The following is a 21724-nucleotide window of genomic DNA, read 5'->3' as shown; positions in this document are numbered from 1 at the left end:
GTCCGACAGGTATTGTTATTGGCGGGCAATTTGTCGCGAGTCCAATGACTCAATACGGCAAAAGGTTTCTTGGAATGGTGTCCTGACTCATCAGTCACATGTGGACTGACGGTTTGGATTCAAGCAGTGGATGCTGGAACCCGCAAGTGCCATTCATAGGCTTGTTGCGCATTCCGCCGAACGGTTGTGACTTTTTCAGAATAGCTGGATTTCTGCGGCGTGCAGGGCACGGTAGCTGCCGGGCTCTAGCTCGGGGGACAGGGACAGATCCCCCATGCGTTCGCGGTGCAGAATCAGCACCTTGTTGTCGAAGTGACCGAACATCCGCTTCACCTGATGATAGCGACCTTCAACAATACTCAGCCGGGCACAACGGGGTCCGAGGATGGATAACTGTGCTGGCTGTGTGGTGATGTTTTCGAACGGGAAGTAAAAGCCTTCGGCAAACCTGGTTATATACCGTTCGTCGATCAACTGTTCTGTCTCGACGTAATACACTTTGGGCAACTTTGTCTGCGGCTGCGTCAATCGTCGTGACCAGTGACCGTCATTGGTGATCAACATCAGACCTGTGGTATTGAAATCCAGACGTCCTGCAATATGAAGTTCATGTTTGTCAGGTTCATCCAGCAGATCGAGCACGGTCGGATGTTGCGGATCGACGGTGGCGCTCACGCAGCCTTGTGGTTTGTGCAGCATGAAATAGCGCTGCGCCTTGCCTGTTTGAAGGATCTCGCCGTCGAAGGCCACGCAGCTGAATTCCCGTACATCGTGGTGCGGATCGCGTGTGATCTGACCATCCACTGTCACACGGCCGCTGACCAGCGCCAGACGCACGTCCTTGCGGTTGAAACGAGGCAGGTTGCTGAGGAAGCGGTCAAGACGCATGGCGATGGCGAAAAGAAGGTTATGAGGGCGCACATGGTACGCGATCTAGCGCACCGGTTGTCCAAGTGCCGCCTGCTCGACACCTGCGCAGCGCGGGCACAGGCAGGCCTTGTTGCGGACCTCGTCGGGCAGCGCTTCGAGCCGTGCCGGGTCGATGGTTTCCGAGAAGCACCAGCACGGCTGGCTGGCGGTGCGCGGGTCGGCCAGCGTGCAACTGTTGCTGAAGCCGCACACCGGGCACAGGTTGGTAACAGCGTCGGTTGTCATGGTGATCTCGGGACCGGGCGAAGAGGGCGGGAAAGTCAGGGCATCTTAACAATCGTCGGCTTGACTGTCGGCGCCTTGTAGACCGGAGCCCGTTGCAGCACCGAGGCAATGGCGGCACAACGGCAGTGCACCAGCAGTATTTTATCGTAGTGAATGCCTTGAGCCGACAGCGTATTGAACAGGTTCGAAAGCGTTGGCGATGGCATGCCAAAGCGGTTGCGCACCGTCAACACGTCCATCGGCGTGGGCGGCAGATGGCCGAGCAAAGGTGAGGCATTGGCGTTGCGCACGATGTTTGCAATGTCGCCATAGGGTTCGTTGTGAAGCGTCTGAAATTTCGACAGCGTGTAGTTCTTGAACCTGCCGGGCAGTGATGTGCCCGCCATCAGCTTGTCGGTGATGGTCAGTGGTGCGAGCGAAGGTCCGAGCGTCAATGGCGTGTTTCCGGCCGCGCTTGAAGCCGCGAAAGGCAGAGTACGCCTGCTGACGATATTGTGCAGCAAGGGGTCGACGAGTTCGTAGCCGTGGGGGGCGTAGGTACGCAGTTCGGTGCCGTTCGGGATTTTTACATTGGACGCCCACGGCAGGTAATGCCCGTGTGTGCTCACCACCAGCGTCCTGGCCTGGCCTTTGTCCGAGGTCCAGAGCAGAAACCGGCGCCCCAGCTTCCAGGCGTGAACCGGCACACCGCCCTGGTACGGTCTGCCGACGAGCGTCCAGCGCTTGAGCAATGTCTGCGTGTGGAAGAATGTTTCCAGACGCGTCGGCTGCCGCGACATCCACTGGCTTCGCTTGGCGCTGATGACGCGTGAGATGTCGGGCAATGGGGGAATCACGCGTGTCGCCTGGCGTGAGGGTTTGATGAGCCTGTTCATCGAGCGCAACAGTTTGGGTGTCCGGGGACCCAGGTGCAGCAAGCCCAGTGACAGTATTGCCAGCAACGCCTGGCTCTTTTCCGCATGACGACCGCCCGGCAGATGTGCGGACGCAATGTTCAGCGAGACGATACCGATCTCGGTCGCCAGCGAGGCGATCAGTGCCGGTGTAAGCAGAATGGACATGGGGGCCAGCAGAAGCTGCAGGTGTTCAAGCCGGTCCGTCCACTCTTTCAAGGTCACCTGCCCGGACGTGACGATCCGGTCTTCGGCATCCATCAGCGCGTTCTGCTTCAGCATCCGGTGCAGGAACGCGAACGGCGAGCCCTCCATCGGCCGCTTGCACAGCACATGCTGCATCGCCTTGTAGGTGTCCTGGTTGTAGATCTGGTCGGTCCAGGGACGCAGGATGGACACCGGAGGACTCGGCACCCTGACGCCGCCCCATAACTTGAACAGATACTCCAATCGCTGATGATGACGCACCGGCACGTGATGCAAAACGGCTTCCCGCCACTGGCTGTCGGCGGTGGCTACCACGAGATAGGCATTGAGCGCGTCTTCGTCGGCGCACTCGATGAATGCCTTGGGATGTCCCGCCTGATACAGCACCCTTTGCTTGCCCGGATACTCAAGCACCAGCAGTCCGGTGTACTGGGTGTGCATGCCGTCAAAGACCGAGCCTTGCACATGGAAACCCAGGTCATGCCAGCGCAGGTCGTCGCGGTTGGACAGCGACGCTAGGATCAGGTCGAAACCGTCACGTGTCACGCGGCCCTGCTTCACCGCAATCAGCGCCTGACAGATGAATGTGGACTGGAAAGCCTGTTCGATTCCGGTCTTTTCCTGCTCCCAGAACGTGTCGTTGCGTTCGGTCATCAGCGCGAGGAAATCAATCGTCCTTATGTGTTCTTCCACGGCGTAGGGATCAACTGCCAACTCAGTGTCGACGGCCCATTGACCCTGCCCCGTGGGGTCCAGAAACACCACGGTTTTCCCGCCATGATCGATGTAGCCGAGCGGCGTCTGAACCCGGTATTGGGTGACCAGCGCCTCGCTCAGGCTGATCGGTTTTTCGTGGGGCGTATGGACGTGAACAGCAGGGGTGCGGGCGTCACCCAGCGGTGTGGTCGAGGTGCCACGCCGGTACAGGAGGAATACGTGGTCGGGATCGTGCTGCAGACCTTGCCGGTCACTCAGGTAGCCTGACATGAGCCGGTTGGCCAGCCTTGAGGGCTCAGGCAACTGCTTCAGAATGGACGGCTGCGACTGCCAGAGGTCCACGCCGCTGGCCAGCGTGAGACTGCGCGCAACCGGCCTCAACAGATCGAATCGATCATAGCGCTCATCACTCAGCAACTCATCGGCGAGCAATGCCTGGGCGTCGGTCAGCCCGTCAAACACATCGCCTTCGATCAGCGTCAAACCCACGGATGCGGCTGTCTTTTCACTGCGCTCCAGCAGGTGCGAGGCGAACTCGTAGATACCTGCGTCATTCAATGCCGCCAGAAGTTTTCCAGTCATGTGCGCCGGGTCGCTGCTGATGTATTCGATGACTGTGCCCCGGTTGTCCAGAACATGAATGAAGCAGTGCGAGGTCGCCGTTGAACTGACCTGAAACAGCCCGGCCACCGGATCGCCGTTGAAGGTGAGCATGCGGACCTCAGCCGTTTCGCCACGTCCGCTCTGTTCGAGCAGCGAGATATCTGTGGGAAAGTCTTTCAGGCCCAGCGCATCCAGCGTCAGAAAATAACCGTAGCGACTGATCTGCCCACGAGCGTATTGCCGCGCCAGCGTGTCGAGAAAGCCAAGTCTGGACAGTGTCCGGTAGCTTTGCCTGTGCCGCGCCCAGAATGTCTCCAGCAGAATGCCGTAGTCTCGGGTCCAGGGCACATTGGCGATCAGTTTCAAAACGTCGGACGCGCTCGGTGATGGCGCATCATCCAGCAGTGTTGTGTCTGCGAGCGTGCTTCGGTAAAACGCCATGTAGCGGGGCGGATCGAAGCTGGCGAGTGCAAGCTCGGTGAGCGACAGGCGCAGGCTGTCGTGCTCGTGCCCGTCATCATGGACGGCTGGATGCGTTTCGTTGGTGAAGGTGACGTGCAGTTGATCGGGGTCGAGTTTCTGGCCGGTTTTCTGTTTCAGGTACAGGGCCAGTTGCGCACGCAGGTACTGGCGTCTGGAGGGCGGTGCGTCCATGTCCAGCTGGCAGGCCTTGAGCAGCAAGGACGAATTGGCGATCAGCGCAAAGCCAGGACTGTTGCGCAGGGCCTTGAGTCTTTGCTCGATGGCAGCGTTCGAGTCACTCGTCGCGGGCGGTTGATCGGTGGCGGCGGGTGGCTCCGCTGACGGGGCTGAAGCGAGAAGCGGGGTGTCGTGGGTGAAGGGTGTATGAGGGACGGTCATGGCATCTGGTCAAAGGGAATGATCAGCCACTATGTCGCACCGCCCCGGCCGATCAGACACAACTATGTATCTGATCGACACGACGGTCGCAGATTTACAGCTGGCGCAGGTAGGCGCGCCAGCCGCCCAGTTCGCTGATGTTGCGCGCACCTTCAAGGCCATACGGCTCACAGATGAAACCGGTTTCCCATCGGCCGTCGGCGAGTTGCACCTTGCCCAGGCCCAGCGGTGCAGGGATGCCGGTCAGGAACGAACCCAGTTCGGCACTCGGCAACTCCCAGACCTCCACCTCGATCGCCACACCGCCTTCGGCCACGCGCACCATGCCCGGCCGAAAAGGCGAGCCGCCTGCCAGTGCATAAAGCTGATAGTCGGGTGAGCTTTGCGTTGCTTCCAGCAGGCGCGCGCCGCGCTGCTTCAGTTGTCCGTTGAGCGCCAGGCCGTCCAGATGCGCGCCGCAGACCACCAGCCGGGCCATGTCATTGCGCGCGACAGTGGTTGGTGCGGGCGGTGTGTTACCCGAGATCAATGGCAGGGCCGTGTGACGCTGGAAGGCATCGGCAAGACTGAGCAGGTATTGGTCGGTGAAGGCGCGCCCGAACAGCGTCACGCCCCACGGCAAACCGTTATCCATGAAGGTGCTGGGCACGGCGACGGCGGCGTAATCCAGCAGGTTGACGAAGTTGGTGTAGTAGCCCAGCTCGGAATTGCGCAGCACCGGTTCGGCGAGCAGCTCGGCCGAGGTCACCGGGCGACCGATGCTCGGCGTAACCACGCAGTCCAGACCTTCCAGCGCCTTGTCGCAAATGGCCTTCAGTGCCTGCAGACGGTATTGCGCGCGAAAGGTCTCGACGCCTGTGACGGCTGGCGCCTTGGCCAATACCGCACGGATAACCGGCAGCACCGCGGCAGGGTTTTCCTCCATCAGTTGCCCGGCGACGCTGTAGCGCTCGGCGACCCATGGGCCGTCGTACAGCAGGCTGGCGGCTTCGAGAAACGGTGACAGGTCAATGGTCACCGCTTCGCCGCCCAGCGCGGTCAGGTGATCGATGGCGTCACTGAACAACAGCGGCCCTTGAATGCAGCCGAAAAACTCAAGGTCTTCGGCACGCGGAACGCCGAAGCGAAACGGGCGTGGCGCGCCGAATGCGGTGGCGTCGTTCCACGCCGGGTTACGGCGGCTGTATTCATCGCGCGGGTCGAGTTTGGCGACCAGTGCCAGCAATTGGCTGGCTTCTCTGGCCGTGGCGGTGAACAGCGATACGCAATCCTGCGTGCGACAGGCCGGCACGACGCCTGCGGTCGAGATCAGGCCTTTGCTGGCTTTGGTGCCAACCAGATTGTTCAGCGCTGCAGGCACCCGGCCCGAGCCTGCGGTATCCGTGCCCAGGGAAAAGCTGCTGACGCCCAGCGCGACCGCCAGCGACGAACCCGAGCTGGAACCGCCGGAGGGATATTCCTTCAACACGCTGTTGGGGCACGGGCCGTAAGGTGAGCGGCTGCCATTGAGGCCGGTAGCGAACTGGTCGAGATTGGTCTTGCCCATGGGCACCGCACCCAGCGCGATCAGTTGCTCGACAATGGTTGCCGAGCGTTCCGGCGTGTAGGTGTAGTCGGGGCAGGCGGCGGTGGTGGGAATGCCCGCGAGATCAATGTTGTCCTTGATCGCGAACGGCACGCCATAAAGCGGCAAGTCCTTGAGTTCGCGGCTTTCCAGCGCGACCAGATAGGGTTCCAGTTCATCCGGGCTCAGCAGATGGATGAACAGGTGATAGCCGGGATTCAGCTCGGCGGCTTTTTCCTGAAGCGCCAGGATCAACTGACGGGGTGACAGGGTGCCGGACTGGTAAGCGGCGCGAACGGAATCCAGACGCAGATCAGTCAACAATGGGTTATCGGTCATGGGGATGTTCCCTCAAATTGAATGATTCGGTTCAGTCCGCGTCGAGCACGACGACGCGCTGGCCTGCGCGCACGGCCGAGCCGGGTTGCACCCGCACGTCCCGCACGATGCCGCCGACTGGCGCGAGTACCGGGATTTCCATCTTCATGGACTCCAGCACCACCAGCACGTCGCCAGCCTCGACCCGTTCGCCGGGCTTGACCTGCACCTGCCAGAGATTGCCGGCAATGTGGCTGTCGATACCTTGCTGGCCCGGCTCGAGAACCGTCTCGTCAGTGGTCGGGGCGATGCTTTCCTCGCTCTCGAAGTTGGCTTGTCCATTGGCAATCCAGCGCTCGCGTTCGGCGTTGAACGCTGACTGTTGCTGGGCCCGGAATGCGGCGATGCCTTCGGCTTCGTGACTCAGAAAGCTCTGGTAATCGGTCAGGTTCAGGGTGCTGTGTTCGATGTTCAGATCGAATCGGCCCAGCGGGAAATCACGGCGGATGCGCAGCAGTTCCTCGGCGCTGACCGGATAGAAGCGAATCTGATCGAAGAAGCGCAGCAGCCAGGGTTTGCCCTCGAATGCGGCAACGTCTCGATAGCGATTCCACATCTGCAACGTACGGCCCACGAACTGATAACCGCCAGGGCCTTCCATGCCGTACACGCACATGTAGGCGCCACCGATGCCCACCGAGTTTTCCGCCGTCCAGGTGCGGGCCGGGTTGTACTTGGTGGTGACCAGTCGATGGCGCGGGTCCAGGGGCGTTGCAACCGGCGCGCCGAGGTAGACATCGCCTAGGCCCATCACCAGATAGCTGGCGTCGAACACGGTGCGCTGTACTTCGTCGAGATCGGGCAGGTCGTTGATGCGCCGGATGAATTCCAGATTGCTCGGGCACCACGGAGCGTCCTTGCGCACAGTGGTCATGTATTTCTCGATGGCCAGCTGACAGGCCGGGTCGTCCCAGGACAATGGCAGGTGCACGATGCGCGAGGCCACTTGCAGGTCTTTCGCGGCGCACACGGCGTCCCATTCGCCAGCGACGATCTCCAGCAGTTGCCTGAGCGGGAGCTGGGCAGGGCAGTAATGCACTTGCAGCGAACGGATGCCCGGCGTCAGGTCGATCACGCCCGGCAGAGCCTTGGCTTCCAGCGCCAGCATCAGCGCATGTCCGCGAAGGCGCAGCACCAGGTCCAGCTCGGGTGCGCCTATTTCCAGCAGCAGGTGCGTGTCGCCGGACAGCCGCGCAACGAGACGTTTGTCGTCCTGGCCGATGTCCAGAATGATCGGGCTTTGCAGCTGGGTGATCAGCGAGGTGTGGCCTGGATTGCTTTCGCGGACAAGTCCGCTCCCAAGGGGGCTCACCGTTTCCAGTGGAAGTGAGCTTGCTTGTGAAGAGGCATGACACGCTTCGATCGTCACCGGATGAAACCGGACCTTGTCACCCGCCTTGAGCTGACCCAGTTGCCACAGGTCCGCCTCGATGATGGTCACCGGGCAGACGAAGCCACCCAGGCTCGGCCCGTCCGGCCCGAGGATCACCGGCATGTCGCCGGTAAAATCCACCGCGCCGATGGCATACGGGTTGTCATGAATGTTGGAGGGGTGCAGCCCGGCCTCGCCGCCGTCGGCGCGGACCCATTCGGGCTTGGGTCCGATCAGACGCACGCCGGTGCGGCTGGAATTGAAGTGCACTTCCCAATCCGTCGCGAAAAACGTCTCGATGTACGCTTCGGTGAAGTACTCGGGCGCAGCGTGCGGCCCGTAGATCACGCGCATGTCGCGAACCTCGCCGAGCACCTCGAGCGCGTCATCGGCGATGCACGCACCGACGCTGCGATCCGTCAGCGGCGCAAGGTGCAGCACATCACCGGCCCGCAACGCACGACCGCCATGGCCGCCGAACTGGCCGAGCGTAAAGGTGCTTTTGCTGCCCAGATAGTCCGGCACATCCAGCCCGCCCCGCACACACAGGTAACTGCGTGCACCGGCCCCGGCGGTGGTGCCCAATGCCAGTGTCGAACCGGCATTCACCAGCAGCGTTGTGTTCATCGGGCACGATTCGCCATCCAGGGTCAGCGGAATCGTTGCGCCGGTCACGGCCACCACCGCGTCCGTGTTGAAACGCAGCAGCGGCCCGCTCATGGTGATTTCCAGCGCCGCGCAGCCCTCGGCATTGCCCAGCAGCAGGTTGCCCTGACGCAAGGCGCGGCTGTCCATCGGACCGGACGGCGGAACACCGACAGCCCAGTAACCCAGACGTCCCGGATAATCCTGAACGCTGGTCTGGGTGCCGCCGCTGAGCACTTCGAAGGTGTCGGCGTGATACACCAGATCTTCCAGGCAGCGTGTCCACGGCTGCCCGCTGGCGAACGGTGTATCGGCGATGATTTGCCGCAAGTAATCGCGGTTGGTCTCCACGCCATACAGACGACTCTCCGCCAACGCTTCGGCCAGTGCAGCACTGGCTTCACCGCGGCTCGGTGCCCAACTGATGAGCTTGGCGATCATTGGATCGAAGAACGGCGGGATCTCACAGCCGGCTTCCACCCAGGTGTCGATGCGCAGCGCCTGACCGTCTGCAGGCGCAAAGCTTACGGCGGTCAACAGGCCGGGGCAGGGCTGGAAGTCGCGGCCCGGATCTTCGGCATAAAGACGCGCCTGAATGGCGTGCCCGTTCGGTTTCAAGGTGGCTTGCAGCTCCGCAAGCGGCGGCAGATCACCGGCCGCCAGTTGCACCATCCAGCCGACCAGATCCACGCCCCACACCTGTTCGGTCACGCCGTGCTCGACCTGCAGTCGGGTGTTCACTTCCAGAAAATAGAAGCGCTGATCCTGGCTGTCGAAAACGAATTCCACGGTCCCTGCGCTGCGATAATTGACGGCCTTGGCCAGCTTGATCGCCGCCGCACAGAGTTCATCTGCCATGCCTTCCGGCAGGTTGGGCGCAGGGGTTTCTTCCAGGACTTTCTGGTTGCGACGCTGCACCGAACAATCCCGCACGCCCAGCGCCAGCACTTCACCCTGACCGTCGCCGAACACCTGGACTTCCAGATGACGGGCGCGCTGGATGTACTTCTCGATGAACACACCGGCATCGCTGAAGTTGTTCTGGCCCAGACGCTTCACCGCCTCGAACGAGTCGGCCAGCTCATTGGCGCTGCGGCACACCCGCATGCCGATACCGCCGCCGCCCGCCGTGCTCTTGAGCATGACCGGATAGCCAATAACCTCGGCGGCGGTGAGGGCCGCGTCGACGCTGTCCAGCAGTTCGGTGCCTTCCAGCATTGGCACGCCATGCTGTTTGGCCAGGGCGCGAGCAGTGTGCTTGAGGCCGAACACCCTGAGTTGCTCCGGCGTCGGGCCGACGAAAGCAATGCCCGCGTCCTCACAGGCCTGGGCGAACGCAGCGTTTTCAGAGAGAAATCCGTAACCCGGATGAATCGCCCCCGCGCCGCTGGCTTTGGCGATGGCGAGGATCTTGTCCACCGCCAGATAGGTGCCGGCCGCGCCACCTTCACCCAGGCTGTGAGCCTCGTCGGCCTGCATCAGGTGCAGGCTGGCAACGTCGGCTTCGGAGTACACAGCCACGCCCTTGACCTTCAAGGTGCGTAGGGTTCGCAGAATGCGGCAGGCAATGGCGCCACGGTTGGCGATCAGCAGTTTGTCGAACATGGCATGACCCCGGAAACCGGACTGAATCGGTTTCGTGATGGGAAGCGGGCCGTCCCGCTAATAAACGTTTCAACGCAACGGTCGTCCGTTGCCGCCCGGATTCGGGGCTTGAAGCATCAACTAGTCGCGAACGATCAACTGCGCAGGCGTCGGGTTGTAGCCGTTGCAGGGGTTGTTCAGTTGCGGGCAGTTGGAGATCAGCACGATCACATCCATCTCGGCACGCAGTTCGACGTATTTGCCGGGCGCCGAGATGCCGTCCTCGAAGGTCAGGCCGCCGTCCGCCGTGACAGGCACGTTCATGAAGAAGTTGATGTTCGGCCCGATGTCGTTCTTGCTCAGACGACCGTCGTGCAGGCAGGCGCGCAGGTAGTTGTCGCGGCAGCTGTGCATGTGGCGTTTTTCCAGGGCATAGCGCACGGTGTTGCTCTCCTGCGCGCAGGCGCCGCCCAGCGTGTCATGGCGACCGCAGGTGTCGTCGACGATGGTCAGCATCGGTCGGCCGAGGTTGGAAAACAGCACGCTGCCGGTGGTCAGGTACACGCTGTTCTGGCGGCGCAGGGTGCGTTGCACGTCATAGCGCTCACGCGGGTTGGCAAGGCTGAAGAACAGCGTATCGACGGCCTGATTGCCCTCCAGGTCGAGGATACGCACGGTTTGTCCGGCTTTCACTTCGGCCAGAAACGGTTCGCCGGCCGGGATGGTTGCGTCGCAGTGTTGATGGTCGTGGGCATGCAGATTCATGACGGGGTCTCCTCAGGCGAACAGGCGGTCGGTGTTGATGAAGCCGCGCTCGTTTTCCGGGCGTGACGTGCGGCAGTGCTCGGCAACGCTGGCGTCGGCTTTCATCCAGCTCAGCTTGAGCGGCTGCGGCGCATAGGCCGGGTTCGGGTCCATCGGATGTTGCAGCGCGGTCAGTACCACCAGCGTGTCCATCGGTGCATACAGCTCGATGTAATCGCCTGCCTTCGAGTTGTCCGGCACGAAGTGCAGCACGCCGGTTTCGTCGACGTTGACCCGGCTGAACAGATTGAGGGTCATCAGCAGGTCTGACAGACCCAACCCCCACTTGCCCAGCTCGACCAGCAGGTTGTCGACGCCGTTGCGAAAGAAGCCGTTGCGCAGTTCCTGATAACGGCCCTGGCCGTACTTTTCAGCTACTTCCTGAGCATTGAGCACACCGCCAATGCTATCGCTCCAGCCGCAGGTGTCGGTAACGATGGCGGCCAGCACGCGGCCCATGTCCGAGTACAGGCAGTGACCGGCGCTCAGTCGTGCGGTGTGTTGGCATTTGAGGCTGTCAGGCAGGTTCAGGCGCTCGGTCTTTTCGTGAGCGTTGAGCAGCGTCAGGCTGACATTGGCATTGCCGTGCAGGTCGGTCAGGCGCAGCAGTTCGCCGCGCTTGAGGATGAACGAGCGATGGCCGCCGCCGGGCAGCATTTCTTCGGCGAAGACGGGGTAAAGCGTGGTCGAGTCAGTCATGGAGTGGGTTCCTCTAAAGCAGGTTTCAGCAGATCGAGTGCCGCACGCTCGGCGCGGCGTTCACTGTTGAGGGGAATGTCGTAGGTGATGCGCGCACCGTAGGCACCGGGGGAATGCGGGTCGTGGCGGACCTTGTCGAACACCAGCAGCCGAGTGCCGAGGTTGAAGCCTTCGGACAGGTCGTGAGTGACCATGAACACGGTCAGTTGCGTCTCGCGCCACAGCTCCAGCAACAGGTGGTGCATGTCCTTGCGGATACCGGGGTCCAGGGCGCCGAACGGTTCGTCGAGCAGCAGCACGCGGGGTTTCATGATCAACGCCTGGGCGATGGCCAGCCGTTGCTGCATGCCGCCGGATAATTGCGAGGGATACTTGTCGAGCGCATGGCCCAGGCCGACCTTGTGCAGCAGCTGCGCCGCCTGCTCCCGAGCGTCCCGCTTGGCCTGGCCGAACAGTCGGCCGATCCAGCGTGAGCGGGGCAGCTCAAGGCCCAGCGCGACGTTGTCCAGCACGCTCAGGTGCGGAAACACCGAGTAGCGTTGAAAGACCACACCACGGCTGGCGTCCGGTTCGTTGGAAAGGGGCTGGCCGTCTAGGGTGATCGAACCACGGCTGGAGGTTTCCTGGCCCAGCAGCAGGCGAAGGAAGGTCGATTTGCCGCAGCCCGACGCGCCGACCAGCGTGCAGAACTCGCCTTCGGCAACGTCCAGATTCAAACCTTCCAGCACCACCTGATCGTCGTATTGCTGCCAGACGTTGCGCACGCAGATAAAGCTCATGCTCGCGCTCCTTCGTACCAGGGAAATGCACGACGGGTCAGGGCTTTCAGGCCCCAATCCATCAGCCAGGCGAGCAGGGTGATCCACACCACGTAAGGCAGAATCACGTCCATCGCCAGATAACGGCGGACCAGAAAAATCCGGTAGCCCAGACCGTCGGTGGAGGCAATGGCTTCCGCCGCGATCAGGAACAGCCACGCCGACCCCAGCACCAGCCGCAAAGCGATCAGCAGACGCGGCAGCAATTGCGGCAGGATCACCCGTAGGATCAGCGTCCAGGTCGAGGCGCCGAGGGTCTGTGCCTTGATCAGCAGTTCGACCGGAATTTCACGCGCCCGCTGCTCCAGATCCCGCGCCAGAATGGGCGTGATGCCGATGACGATCAGCATCACTTTCGACAGCTCGCCCAGACCGAACACGATGAACAGAATCGGCAGGATCGCCAGCGGCGGCACCATCGATAACACCGTCAGCAGGGGCGACAGCGGCGCGCCGAACATCGGCAGAATGCCCGCTGCAATGCCCAGGCATAGCCCGAGCAAGGCACTGATGCCCAGACCGATGGCCAGCCGTTGCAGGCTGGACGCGGTGTCCTGCCACAACAGGTATTCGCCAGTGCGGACGTCGGCCTTGAACGCCATGCGATTGACCGCATCGGCCATCTGCACCGCGCTGGGCAGCAGTTTGTCGTTGGGGTTTTCCGCAAGCCGGCTGGCCGAGCCCAGAAAGTAGGCGAACAGCAGCAGGGCGAACGGCAGGATCACCAGAATCAGGCGACCGGCGCGATCCGGATGGCGGTTTATCAAGCGCATGGCAAAGACCTTTGTGCGAAACGTGAATTACAGCTTGCCGTCGGCGGCCATCTGCACGTAGCTGGGGTCGAAATGCAGCTTGAGATTGCCCTTGTCGCCGGTGGTCACGCCGTTGGCGAAGGTCATGCCCACGGCCTTGTCATCCTTGGCACCTTCGCCGAGCAAATCGTGCGCGAACGAGAAACCGGCGACCTTGCCCATGGTTTCCGGCAGCTGTTTGCTGGTGGCGAAATCAAGCGCTTCCTTGGGCGTGGTGAACAGTTTGGTGGTGTCCAGTTGCGACTGGAATCCCGCCAGATCGGTACCCGAGGCCTTCGCCATGTGTTCCAGCGCAGCCTTGCTCTGGGCGTTTTTGGCGTTCATCAGCGCGACCACTTCAAACCATGCGCCGGTCAGGGCCTTGCCCAGCGCCGGGTTGTCTTTCAGGGTCTGGGTGTTGACCACCATCATGTCCATGATCTCGCCGGGAATCTGGCTGGAGTTGAACACTTCGGTCACGCCCGGTTTGGCCTTGATTTCCGAGAGCATCGGGTTCCAGGTGGTGACGGCTTGAACATCATCGGTGTTGAAGGCGGCGGCGATATCGGCATCCGAGGTGTTGACCACTTTCAGGTCTTTCTCGCTCAGCTTGGCGCTGTCCAGGGCACGGGCCAGCAGGTAGTGGGAAACCGACAGTTCGACCAGATTGACGTTCATGCCCTTGAGGTCGGCGATTTTCTTGCCTTCGCCCTTGAGCACGACGCCGTCGTTACCGTTGGAGAAGTCGCTGACGATCAGCGCCGTGCTTTCCACGCCACCGGCGGCCGGAATGGTCAGGGCGTCCATGTTGGTCATGGTGCAGCCATCGAACTGGCCGGCGGTGTACTGGTTGATTGACTCGACGTAGTCGTTGAGCTGGGTGACATCGATCTTGATGCCGTATTTCTTGGCCCATTTGTCGACGATGCCCTGAGTGCCTGCGTATTCCCACGGCATCCAGCCTGCGTAGATCGTCCAGCAGACGTTGAAGCGATCCTTGGGAGCGGCGTTCGCCGAGAAGCTCAATGCAGCGAGAAGACCGGCGCAGAGCAGGCCCGAGAGACGTGACGTTGACTTGAGCATCGAGAGATCTCCAGTAGTGAAAAGGGCGGCCAGGAGCAACGTGACACCACTGGTGTCCTGTCTCCCGGGCTTTTGTCCCGCCGTGTAACCTCTACTGGAGGTCGCCAACTCTCGGACCAGCCACTTGCCTCTGGCAAGCCGGAACCCTAGTCAGCTATTGCAAATTGTGGTGCCGCGAACCGTGTGTTGACTCCTGCACAGGATGGACTAAGCGAGAGTTGTGCCAACTCGCCGAAAGGCCCGGTTGGCAAGGGTTGCCATATTTCCAGGTGCAGTGAAGTGCAGGAATCTGCCTTGTGCTGGTGCATGACTGCACCTTGATGAGGCGCTGGTTGAAATGTTTTGTAGCATCTTTGTAAGAAAGCGCTACAGGTCTGGAAGCCTTGATTTCAGGCCTTTTCAGGCTTTTTGAGACGATTTTAAGCGGACGGACGGAGCGCCCCGTTACGCACTGGATCGCGTTTTCAGTGTCTTAACCTTCGTCCGCCAACCGCTTTGGCTGACGCCGACCAGCGTCGCTGGTTTGTGCCCTATCGCGGTCCAGGAGGCCGCCATGTATCGAAGACCCTCGCTTATCGTTTTGCTGACCCTCTTCCTTGCTGGCTGTTATGGAGGCCCTGGTTACTACGAATCCGATGTGTACACGCAGCCGACCACGGTGGTCGCTGGCGGGTACGGTTTTGACAATGGCTACCGCTCCACCTATTACCAGGAGCGGCGCATCTACGTGGCGCCTCAACCGCGCTATTACGAACAACCCCGTTACTACGCCCCGGCTCCGCGTTATTACGGTCCACCACCTGGACCGCGCTACTACCAGCCTGGCCGCCCGCCGGGCTACGGCTGGCGCAATGACCGCTTCCGTGACAACGGTGGCTATCGCGGTGACTACCGCAGCAATCGTGGCTGGGACCACGGTGGCGGCCGCGATCACGGAGGAAGAGGCGACGGCCGTGGTCGTGGAGACGGGCGCGGCGGGCATCGCTGATACTCAAGTCCGCCCACCACTGATCGTGCCCATCGCTCCGCGTGGGCATGCCTCCCGTGACGCTCCGCGTCACAAATGGCACAGATTGCGGCCTCAGTGAGCCGAGCGCATGACGTGGAAAACGCTGGAGTTTGGGCACACATCTGCGCCACATTCGAGAGCGGACGCTCCGCGTCCGCTCTCGATCAGTGTCGAGAGATCACTCACGCCGGCTCAATACTCCGGCAAATCCGCCAGCGGATGCCGTCCTTCCCAGGCTTTCTCAAAGTGCGCGTCGATCACTGCGGGCGGTATTTTGCTGACATCCGGCCAGTGCCAGTGCGGCGCGTGGTCCTTATCGATCAGTCTGGCCCGCACGCCTTCGCTGAATTCCGGATGACGACAGCAATTCAAGCTCATGGCGTATTCCATCTGAAACACCTGCGCCAATGACAGGTGACGCGCACGCTTGATCTGTTCCCAGATCAGATGCGCAGTGACCGGGCAACCCTCCACCAGATTCTTCGCACCTTTGGCCAGCAACGCGTCATCCTGCTGCTGCAAATGGCTGATGGCCTGCCAGGCACAGACCAGATTGCCCACGTCCAGCAGCGCATCAATCTGCGCCCGGCGCGGTAGCCACTGCGCTTCGGGCAACTGGCTGTTGGCCTCGTGTTGCAGCGCCTTGAGCAGGCTGTTCAGCTGCACATCGGTCTGTTCCTGCCAGTTGAGTTGCAGCAGACCTTCGATCAGATCCGGCTGCTGTTCATCGAGCAGGCAGCGATCCGCCAGATCGAGATCCAGCGCGTCACGCCCGTTGATGTGCGAACCGGTCAAGCCCAGAAACAACCCCAGTTTTCCCGGCAAGCGGGACAGGAACCAGCTTGCGCCAACATCGGGGTAAAGCCCGATGCTGATCTCAGGCATGGCCAATCGACTGCTCTGGGTAACGATCCGGATATTGGCGCCCTGCAACAAGCCCATGCCGCCGCCCAGCACATAACCATGCGCCCAGCAGATCAACGGCTTGGGGTACGTGTGCAGGCTGTAATCCAGGCGGTATTCAGCGCCAAAGAAGTGCGCTGCCAAAGGCGGTACGGTGCCGGGATCCTTGAGGCAGGTTTCGACCAGCGTGCGCACATCGCCCCCGGCACAAAAGGCTTTCGCGCCATTGCCGCGCAGCAGTACACAAACAATCTGCGGATTGCCCGCCCAGGCGTCGAGCTGATCCTGAAGCGCCAGAATCATCGGCAGCGACAGTGCGTTCAGCGACTTCTCGGCGTCCAGCGTAGCGACTCCGATACGTGCGCCGCCCTGAGCGTGAAGTTCTTCGAATTGCAGGTTCATCGTGACCCTCTCTGAAAAGACGCGACCTCATTGTTGGTCTTCGTGCAGCGTCATTAAGTTGCAGGGGGAAATTTGCAGTGTAGGAAACCGACGGAATCGATGGGGGACATTTGACATTGGCAGTCAGCTTTCCTAGTGTCCGCGCAATGTTTTTACCGGATGTGACCATGACTAGCGACGACCGCATCAAGCTTGAGCCCAGCTGGAAAGAAGCGCTGCGTGACGAGTTCGAAAAACCCTACATGCAACAGTTGCGCGAGTTTCTGCGTCAGGAGCACGCCGCAAACAAGGAAATTTATCCACCGGGGCCGCTGATCTTCAACGCGCTGAACTCCACGCCACTGGATAATGTGAAAGTCGTGATCCTCGGTCAGGACCCTTACCACGGCCCCAACCAGGCCCACGGCCTGTGCTTCTCAGTGCAGCCCGGTGTGCCGACACCGCCTTCGCTGGTCAATATTTATAAAGAACTGAAACGCGACCTGAACATTGATATCCCCAACCATGGCTGCCTGCAAAGCTGGGCGGATCAGGGCGTGCTGCTGCTTAATACCACCCTTACGGTCGAGCGGGCGAATGCCGCTTCCCACGCAGGCAAGGGTTGGCAGCATTTCACGGACAGGATCATTCAGGTGGTCAGCGAGCATCAGCCACATCTGGTGTTTCTGCTGTGGGGCGCTCATGCGCAGAGCAAGCAGAAGCTGGTCGACGCGACCAAACATCTGGTGCTGACCTCGGTCCACCCGTCACCGCTGTCGGCCTACAAAGGCTTTCTCGGCAACGGACATTTCGGACGGACCAACAAGTATCTGGAGCAGAACGGCATTAAGCCGATTGACTGGCGCTTGCCGAATATCTGAGGCGTCAGTCAGCGAGTCGTCTGTTCCAGCGCCGGAACAGCGGCTCGGCCAGAAACAGCACGAACAACAGACGCATCACCTGCATCGCCGTGACCAGCGGCACGGACAGTTGCAGCACCTCGGCGGTCAGGCTCATCTCGGCAATACCGCCCGGCATCATGCCCAGTGTCAGCGAACGCAGATCCAGATGCGTCAGCGCACTGAGGCCGAAGGCGGCGAGGGCGGCGATCAGCATCGTCAGCGCCGTTCCCAACAGCGTGCGCCCCAGAAACGACGGTGCACGACGAAAGAACTCCCGATTGAAGTGGCAACCCAGTCCGCTGCCAATCAGCAGCTGGCCCAGTTGGCTGGCGCCATTGGGCAGGCCGATTTTCAGATCCCAGACCACACTGACCACTGCGCTCAAAAGCAGCGGACCGAACAGCCACGGATTTGGCTGTTTGAGGCGTTGCCATAGCCAGGCCAGCAGCGCGCCGAATGGCAGCAGAAACGCCAGCCAGCGCCAGTCGACACTGGTGGCGTGCAGCACGGGCGCGCCATCGCCCAGCAAGTATTTGAAGATCGCCGGGACGCACAGCACCACCGCCAGCACGCGCAGACTTTGCGCAGCAGCGACGCTGCTCAGGGTCGCGCCATTGCGTGCGCCGAGGTTGACCATTTCGCCGGAACCGCCCGGCATGCTGGAGAAGAAAGCCGTAGGCCGGTCCTCGCCGGTGCGCAGCATCAGCCACACACCGACCAGACAGGACAGGCTGGTGATCAGCGCACCAAAGAAAATCAACCCGAAGTGCGCCAGCACCTGTTCGATCACTACTGGGGTGAAGTGCAGGCCGATACCGATGCCGATGACCAGTTGGCCGCATTTGCGGCCGCCGGGAATCTGGGTGATCTGCCAGGGTGTCAGGCAGCGCACGAGGATGATCGCCAGCAACGAGCCGACCATCCAGGGTAGAGGCCAGCCGACCTGGCTGGCGAGGTAGCCGCCCAGCAGACCGACCAGCGGGGTCGGCCACCAGTTACGCAGTGACGAATCAGACATTGGTCATCGCGGCACGCTGGCTGGCACGCTTGCGCCAGATACGGATCAGCGGGAACAGCAGCATGAACACGGTCAGTACCCAGACACCGAGGGTGATCGGGCTGGCCCAGAGAATCCCCAGTTCGCCGTTGGAGATCGACAGCGCACGACGCAGGTTCTGCTCCATCAGACCACCGAGGATGAACCCGAGCAGGATTGGCGACAACGGGAAGTCCAGCTTGCGCAGGATGTAGCCGAAGATGCCGATGCCGACCATCAGGAACAGGTCGAAGGTGGTGGCGTGTACGGCGTAGACACCGATCCCGGTGATGATCGCGATGACCGGCACCAGCGCCCAGTTCGGTACGGACAGAACGCGGGTGAAAATGCGGATCATCGGGATGTTCAGGATCACCAGCATGACGTTGGCGATGAACAGCGACGCAATCAGACCCCAGACCAGATCCGGTTGCTGTTGGAACAGCATCGGGCCGGGCGTGATGTTGTACAGCGACAGCGCGCCGATCATCACCGCCGTGGTGCCCGAACCCGGAACGCCCAGAGTCAGCATCGGCACCAGTGCGCCGCAGGCGGTCGCGCCGATGGCGGTTTCCGGCGCAGCCAGGCCGCGCATATCACCTTTGCCGAAATTGCCCGTAGGTCCGGCAATACGCTTTTCAGTCATGTAGGCCACGGCGCTGGCGAGTGTGGCGCCCGCGCCCGGCAATACGCCTAGAATGAACCCCATGAAGCCGCAACGAATATTCACCATGAATACCGCCGCCGCTTCCTTGAGATTGAACATCATGCGCCCGGTGGCCTTGACCGCTTCCTGGCCACGGTGGGTTTTTTCCAGCAGCAACAGGATCTCGCTGATGGAAAACAGGCCCAGCACCAGCACGACAAACTGGATGCCGTCAGCCAGGTGGATGTTGTCGCCGGTAAACCGATACACGCCGCTGTTGGCGTCGATCCCGATGGCAGACAGGAACAGGCCGATCAGCGCTGCGATGAAGGTCTTGAGCGGTTTGTCTCCGGCCATCCCGCCCAGGCAGACGATGGCGAACACCATCAGCACGAAGTATTCCGCAGGACCAAAGGCAATCGCCCATTTCGCCAGCAATGGCGCGAACAGCACCATGCCGCAGGTGGCGATAAAAGCGCCGATGAACGAGCTCCAGGCTGACAGCGACAGTGCAACACCGGCCATACCGTTACGGGCCATAGGGTAGCCGTCCAGGGTGGTCATCACGGTGGATGCTTCGCCCGGAATGTTCAGCAGGATGGAGCTGATACGGCCGCCGTATTCACAGCCCAGATACACGGCCGCCAGCAGGATCAAGGCCGATTCTGGCGGCAGGCCCAGTGCGAAGGCGATGGGAATCAGCAACGCCACACCGTTGATCGGACCCAGCCCCGGCAGCAGGCCGACGATGGTGCCGATCAAGGTGCCGGACAATGCGGTGATGAGGTTGTAAGGCGTCAGGGCAACGCCGAAGCCCTGGCCCAGGTAGCTGAAAGTATCCACGTTTAATTCTCCAGAACGCTGAGCAGGCCCAAAGGCAGGGGAACGTCCATGGCTTTATCGAACAGCAGGTAAAGACCGACGCTCATCAGAATCACTACCAGTACGCTCGGCACCCAGCGACCGCCATACAGGCGCGCCATCGGTATGCCGATCAGGATGCTGCTGAGAATGAAGCCCAGCGGTTCGAACAGGCCGGCGAACACCAGCAGCAGGGCGATGCAGATGCCGATCTTGACCAGCGTCTCGCGGTCCAGCGGCGGTTCGTCTTCGCTGTGCACGATGGGCGTCGGACGAATCAGCATGTACAGCAGGGCGGCGCCCATCAGGCCGAGCATCAGCAGGGGAAAGGCCCGAGGGCCGACCGGTTCATAGGAAAAGGGCGCCTGGTACGGCCAGGCCATGAGGGCCAGTCCGATGCAGACCAGCAGCAGGACACCTGCAAAAACGCGTTGTATGACCATGAAAAGCTCCTGAGTCGCGCCCGTCAGGCAGGCGCAACCGAAAGTCAGTCAATTGGGTGCAATTACTGAATCAGGCCGAATTCCTTGGCCATCAGCTTGTAGTCGGCCACCTGTTTCTTCACGTAGGTGTCCAGCTCCTGGCCGGTCATGGCAAACGGGAACAGCTCGCGCTGGTCACGCAGTTTGGCGAAGTCTTCCGAGGCCAGCACCTTGTCGAACGAGGCTTTCCACCAGTTGTAATCTTCGTCGCTCACCTTTGGCCCGAGGTAGAAGCCACGCACCACCGGCCAGACGATGTCGTAACCCTGTTCCTTGGCCGTAGGGATGTCTTTCATTTCCGGCTCGTCGATACGCTTTTCGGCAAAGACCGCCAGCAGGCGCATGTTGCCGCTGAGGATGTGCGGCATGGAGTCGGAGATGTCGGTACTGCCGACCTGAATATGACCGCCGAGCAAGGCGGTGGCGATTTCGCCGCCACCTTCGAGCGCCACATAGCGCAGCTCGCGCGGATTGATACCGGCTGCCTTGGCGATCAGTGCGGTCTGCATCCAGTCCTGGCTGCCCACAGTGCCGCCGGAACCGATGACGACTTTGCTCGGATCGGCCTTGAGTGCCTTGACCAGATCGTCGAGGTTTTTGTAAGGCGAATCGCTCTTCACCGCGATGGCGCCGTAGCTGGTGCCGACTGCGGCCAGCCAGCGCACGGCGTTCTCGTCGAAGCGCCCGAACTTGCCCTGGGCCAGGTTGAGCAGCGAGCCGCTGGACCAGGCCACCAGTGTTCCGGCATCGGCTGGACGTTGAGCGACCACCGCGTTGTAGGCCACCGCGCCGACACCGCCGGGCATGTAGGTCACGCGCATCGGGGTGCTGAGGATCTTCTCGTTGATCAGCGCGCTCTGGATCAGCTTGCAGGTCAGGTCGAAGCCACCGCCCGGCGAGGCCGGTGCGATGCATTCAGGGCGCTTGGGCTCGGCAAGCAGTTGGGTGGCAACCAGCATGCAACTGGCGGTCATGGCTAGCTGACGCAAGGAAAATTTCATGTTCAGTCTCCTGAGATGTTTTTGTTTTTGGATGTGGAAAGCTGTTCAGTGCGTTCGATTGCCGGAGAATTCCCGTAACGGCGGATTTGGACGGGCAGGACTATGGCTGCAGATGACTGCATCGACGTGCTGGATAAACGCTGGAAGGGCGCCAAATGTCAGCGTAGTGCCGTGACAAGGCGGGCATGAAGCAGGCTGACCGGAAGCGGTCGGGAATTGAGTGCGATGCACTGACTGTCGAGCCGGGGAAGGCGTTGACATGATGTGACTCCATTTACCGTTTTATTGTTTTTATTTTCAGACGCATCCGGGCGCCTTGTTCACGTACC

The 21724-nt window shown here is 61.3% G+C and carries 17 protein-coding genes and 1 riboswitch; of the genes, 2 read left to right on the top strand and 15 right to left on the bottom strand.

Features of this window, described 5'->3' with window-relative positions:
- Nucleotides 1–195: 195 nt before the first annotated feature.
- From QRN20_RS05485 to QRN20_RS05440, 10 genes are all read right to left on the bottom strand, one after another.
- Complete coding sequence (locus QRN20_RS05485) at nt 196–888, bottom strand: pseudouridine synthase (protein WP_088234672.1); 693 nt, start codon at nt 886–888, stop codon at nt 196–198.
- A 45-nt stretch (nt 889–933) separates the two neighbouring features.
- Nucleotides 934–1155 carry a cysteine-rich CWC family protein gene (locus QRN20_RS05480; protein WP_004881230.1) on the bottom strand — a complete coding sequence of 74 codons (222 nt, stop codon included), beginning with the start codon at nt 1153–1155 and terminating at the stop codon, nt 934–936.
- 35 nt (nt 1156–1190) lie between these two features.
- Nucleotides 1191–4436, bottom strand: coding sequence for a dermonecrotic toxin domain-containing protein (locus QRN20_RS05475; protein WP_285360027.1), 3246 nt, complete (start codon nt 4434–4436; stop codon nt 1191–1193).
- Nucleotides 4437–4530: 94 nt separating this feature from the next.
- Nucleotides 4531–6339: an allophanate hydrolase gene (atzF, locus tag QRN20_RS05470; protein WP_122606022.1), complete on the bottom strand. Its 1809-nt coding sequence runs from the start codon at nt 6337–6339 to the stop codon at nt 4531–4533.
- Between the two features lie 31 nt (nt 6340–6370).
- The gene (gene uca, locus QRN20_RS05465) at nt 6371–10000 is read right to left on the bottom strand and encodes an urea carboxylase (protein ID WP_058432526.1); all 3630 of its coding nucleotides are present in this window, start codon (nt 9998–10000) and stop codon (nt 6371–6373) included.
- Between the two features lie 120 nt (nt 10001–10120).
- A complete protein-coding gene (locus QRN20_RS05460) occupies nt 10121–10744 on the bottom strand; it encodes an urea amidolyase associated protein UAAP2 (RefSeq protein WP_413817717.1) in 624 nt (207 codons plus the stop codon).
- A 12-nt stretch (nt 10745–10756) separates the two neighbouring features.
- A complete protein-coding gene (locus tag QRN20_RS05455) occupies nt 10757–11482 on the bottom strand; it encodes an urea amidolyase associated protein UAAP1 (protein ID WP_057410653.1) in 726 nt (241 codons plus the stop codon).
- Nucleotides 11479–12261, bottom strand: coding sequence for an ABC transporter ATP-binding protein (locus QRN20_RS05450; RefSeq protein WP_004881215.1), 783 nt, complete (start codon nt 12259–12261; stop codon nt 11479–11481). The genes QRN20_RS05455 and QRN20_RS05450 overlap by 4 nt, the downstream gene beginning before the upstream one ends.
- Nucleotides 12258–13073: an ABC transporter permease gene (locus tag QRN20_RS05445; RefSeq protein ID WP_004881213.1), complete on the bottom strand. Its 816-nt coding sequence runs from the start codon at nt 13071–13073 to the stop codon at nt 12258–12260. Before QRN20_RS05445 ends, QRN20_RS05450 begins: the two co-directional genes overlap by 4 nt.
- 27 nt (nt 13074–13100) lie before the next feature.
- Complete coding sequence (locus QRN20_RS05440) at nt 13101–14174, bottom strand: putative urea ABC transporter substrate-binding protein (RefSeq protein ID WP_122606024.1); 1074 nt, start codon at nt 14172–14174, stop codon at nt 13101–13103.
- A 59-nt stretch (nt 14175–14233) separates the two neighbouring features.
- Nucleotides 14234–14335: riboswitch (guanidine-I (ykkC/yxkD leader) on the bottom strand.
- 476 nt (nt 14336–14811) lie between these two features.
- Between QRN20_RS05440 and QRN20_RS05435 the strand changes: the two genes are divergently transcribed.
- Nucleotides 14812–15162: a hypothetical protein gene (locus QRN20_RS05435; RefSeq protein WP_029243191.1), complete on the top strand. Its 351-nt coding sequence runs from the start codon at nt 14812–14814 to the stop codon at nt 15160–15162.
- A 213-nt stretch (nt 15163–15375) separates the two neighbouring features.
- Here the strand turns inward: QRN20_RS05435 and dspII are convergent, their stop codons facing one another.
- Nucleotides 15376–16488 carry an enoyl-CoA hydratase/isomerase DspII gene (dspII, locus tag QRN20_RS05430; RefSeq protein WP_285360026.1) on the bottom strand — a complete coding sequence of 371 codons (1113 nt, stop codon included), beginning with the start codon at nt 16486–16488 and terminating at the stop codon, nt 15376–15378.
- A gap of 167 nt (nt 16489–16655) precedes the next feature.
- On the opposite strand from dspII, the gene ung reads away from it, so the two are divergent.
- Complete coding sequence (gene ung / locus QRN20_RS05425) at nt 16656–17348, top strand: uracil-DNA glycosylase (RefSeq protein ID WP_096768316.1); 693 nt, start codon at nt 16656–16658, stop codon at nt 17346–17348.
- A gap of 4 nt (nt 17349–17352) precedes the next feature.
- On the opposite strand, the gene QRN20_RS05420 is transcribed toward ung, so the two are convergent.
- The 4 genes from QRN20_RS05420 to QRN20_RS05405 form a co-directional block, all read right to left on the bottom strand.
- Entirely contained in the window at nt 17353–18387 is a 1035-nt protein-coding gene (locus tag QRN20_RS05420) for an AbrB family transcriptional regulator (RefSeq protein WP_122429697.1), read from the bottom strand.
- On the bottom strand, nt 18380–19894 hold the full coding sequence (locus tag QRN20_RS05415; protein ID WP_029243188.1) for a tripartite tricarboxylate transporter permease: 1515 nt from the start codon (nt 19892–19894) through the stop codon (nt 18380–18382). Before QRN20_RS05415 ends, QRN20_RS05420 begins: the two co-directional genes overlap by 8 nt.
- A gap of 2 nt (nt 19895–19896) precedes the next feature.
- A complete protein-coding gene (locus QRN20_RS05410) occupies nt 19897–20355 on the bottom strand; it encodes a tripartite tricarboxylate transporter TctB family protein (RefSeq protein WP_122429698.1) in 459 nt (152 codons plus the stop codon).
- 62 nt (nt 20356–20417) lie between these two features.
- Nucleotides 20418–21401, bottom strand: coding sequence for a Bug family tripartite tricarboxylate transporter substrate binding protein (locus QRN20_RS05405; RefSeq protein WP_163003854.1), 984 nt, complete (start codon nt 21399–21401; stop codon nt 20418–20420).
- Between the last annotated feature and the right edge of the window lie 323 nt (nt 21402–21724).

Origin of the sequence: Pseudomonas sp. fls2-241-TYG-175 (assembly GCF_030209155.1) — a bacterium.
GTDB classification, from domain to species: Bacteria; Pseudomonadota; Gammaproteobacteria; order Pseudomonadales; family Pseudomonadaceae; genus Aquipseudomonas; species Aquipseudomonas viridiflava.
The sequence above is the reverse complement of the archived record's forward strand: the minus strand, read 5'-3'. Positions and strand labels throughout refer to the sequence as shown.

What these genes read in the sequence shown, in the direction of transcription:
- QRN20_RS05485 (WP_088234672.1), bottom strand. Translation starts at nt 888, where the DNA reads ATGCGTCTTGACCGCTTCCTCAGCAACCTGCCTCGTTTCAACCGCAAG.
- QRN20_RS05480 (WP_004881230.1), bottom strand. Translation starts at nt 1,155, where the DNA reads ATGACAACCGACGCTGTTACCAACCTGTGCCCGGTGTGCGGCTTCAGC.
- QRN20_RS05475 (WP_285360027.1), bottom strand. Translation starts at nt 4,436, where the DNA reads ATGACCGTCCCTCATACACCCTTCACCCACGACACCCCGCTTCTCGCT.
- atzF (WP_122606022.1), bottom strand. Translation starts at nt 6,339, where the DNA reads ATGACCGATAACCCATTGTTGACTGATCTGCGTCTGGATTCCGTTCGC.
- uca (WP_058432526.1), bottom strand. Translation starts at nt 10,000, where the DNA reads ATGTTCGACAAACTGCTGATCGCCAACCGTGGCGCCATTGCCTGCCGC.
- QRN20_RS05460 (WP_413817717.1), bottom strand. Translation starts at nt 10,744, where the DNA reads ATGAATCTGCATGCCCACGACCATCAACACTGCGACGCAACCATCCCG.
- QRN20_RS05455 (WP_057410653.1), bottom strand. Translation starts at nt 11,482, where the DNA reads ATGACTGACTCGACCACGCTTTACCCCGTCTTCGCCGAAGAAATGCTG.
- QRN20_RS05450 (WP_004881215.1), bottom strand. Translation starts at nt 12,261, where the DNA reads ATGAGCTTTATCTGCGTGCGCAACGTCTGGCAGCAATACGACGATCAG.
- QRN20_RS05445 (WP_004881213.1), bottom strand. Translation starts at nt 13,073, where the DNA reads ATGCGCTTGATAAACCGCCATCCGGATCGCGCCGGTCGCCTGATTCTG.
- QRN20_RS05440 (WP_122606024.1), bottom strand. Translation starts at nt 14,174, where the DNA reads ATGCTCAAGTCAACGTCACGTCTCTCGGGCCTGCTCTGCGCCGGTCTT.
- dspII (WP_285360026.1), bottom strand. Translation starts at nt 16,488, where the DNA reads ATGAACCTGCAATTCGAAGAACTTCACGCTCAGGGCGGCGCACGTATC.
- ung (WP_096768316.1), top strand. Translation starts at nt 16,656, where the DNA reads ATGACTAGCGACGACCGCATCAAGCTTGAGCCCAGCTGGAAAGAAGCG.
- QRN20_RS05420 (WP_122429697.1), bottom strand. Translation starts at nt 18,387, where the DNA reads ATGTCTGATTCGTCACTGCGTAACTGGTGGCCGACCCCGCTGGTCGGT.
- QRN20_RS05410 (WP_122429698.1), bottom strand. Translation starts at nt 20,355, where the DNA reads ATGGTCATACAACGCGTTTTTGCAGGTGTCCTGCTGCTGGTCTGCATC.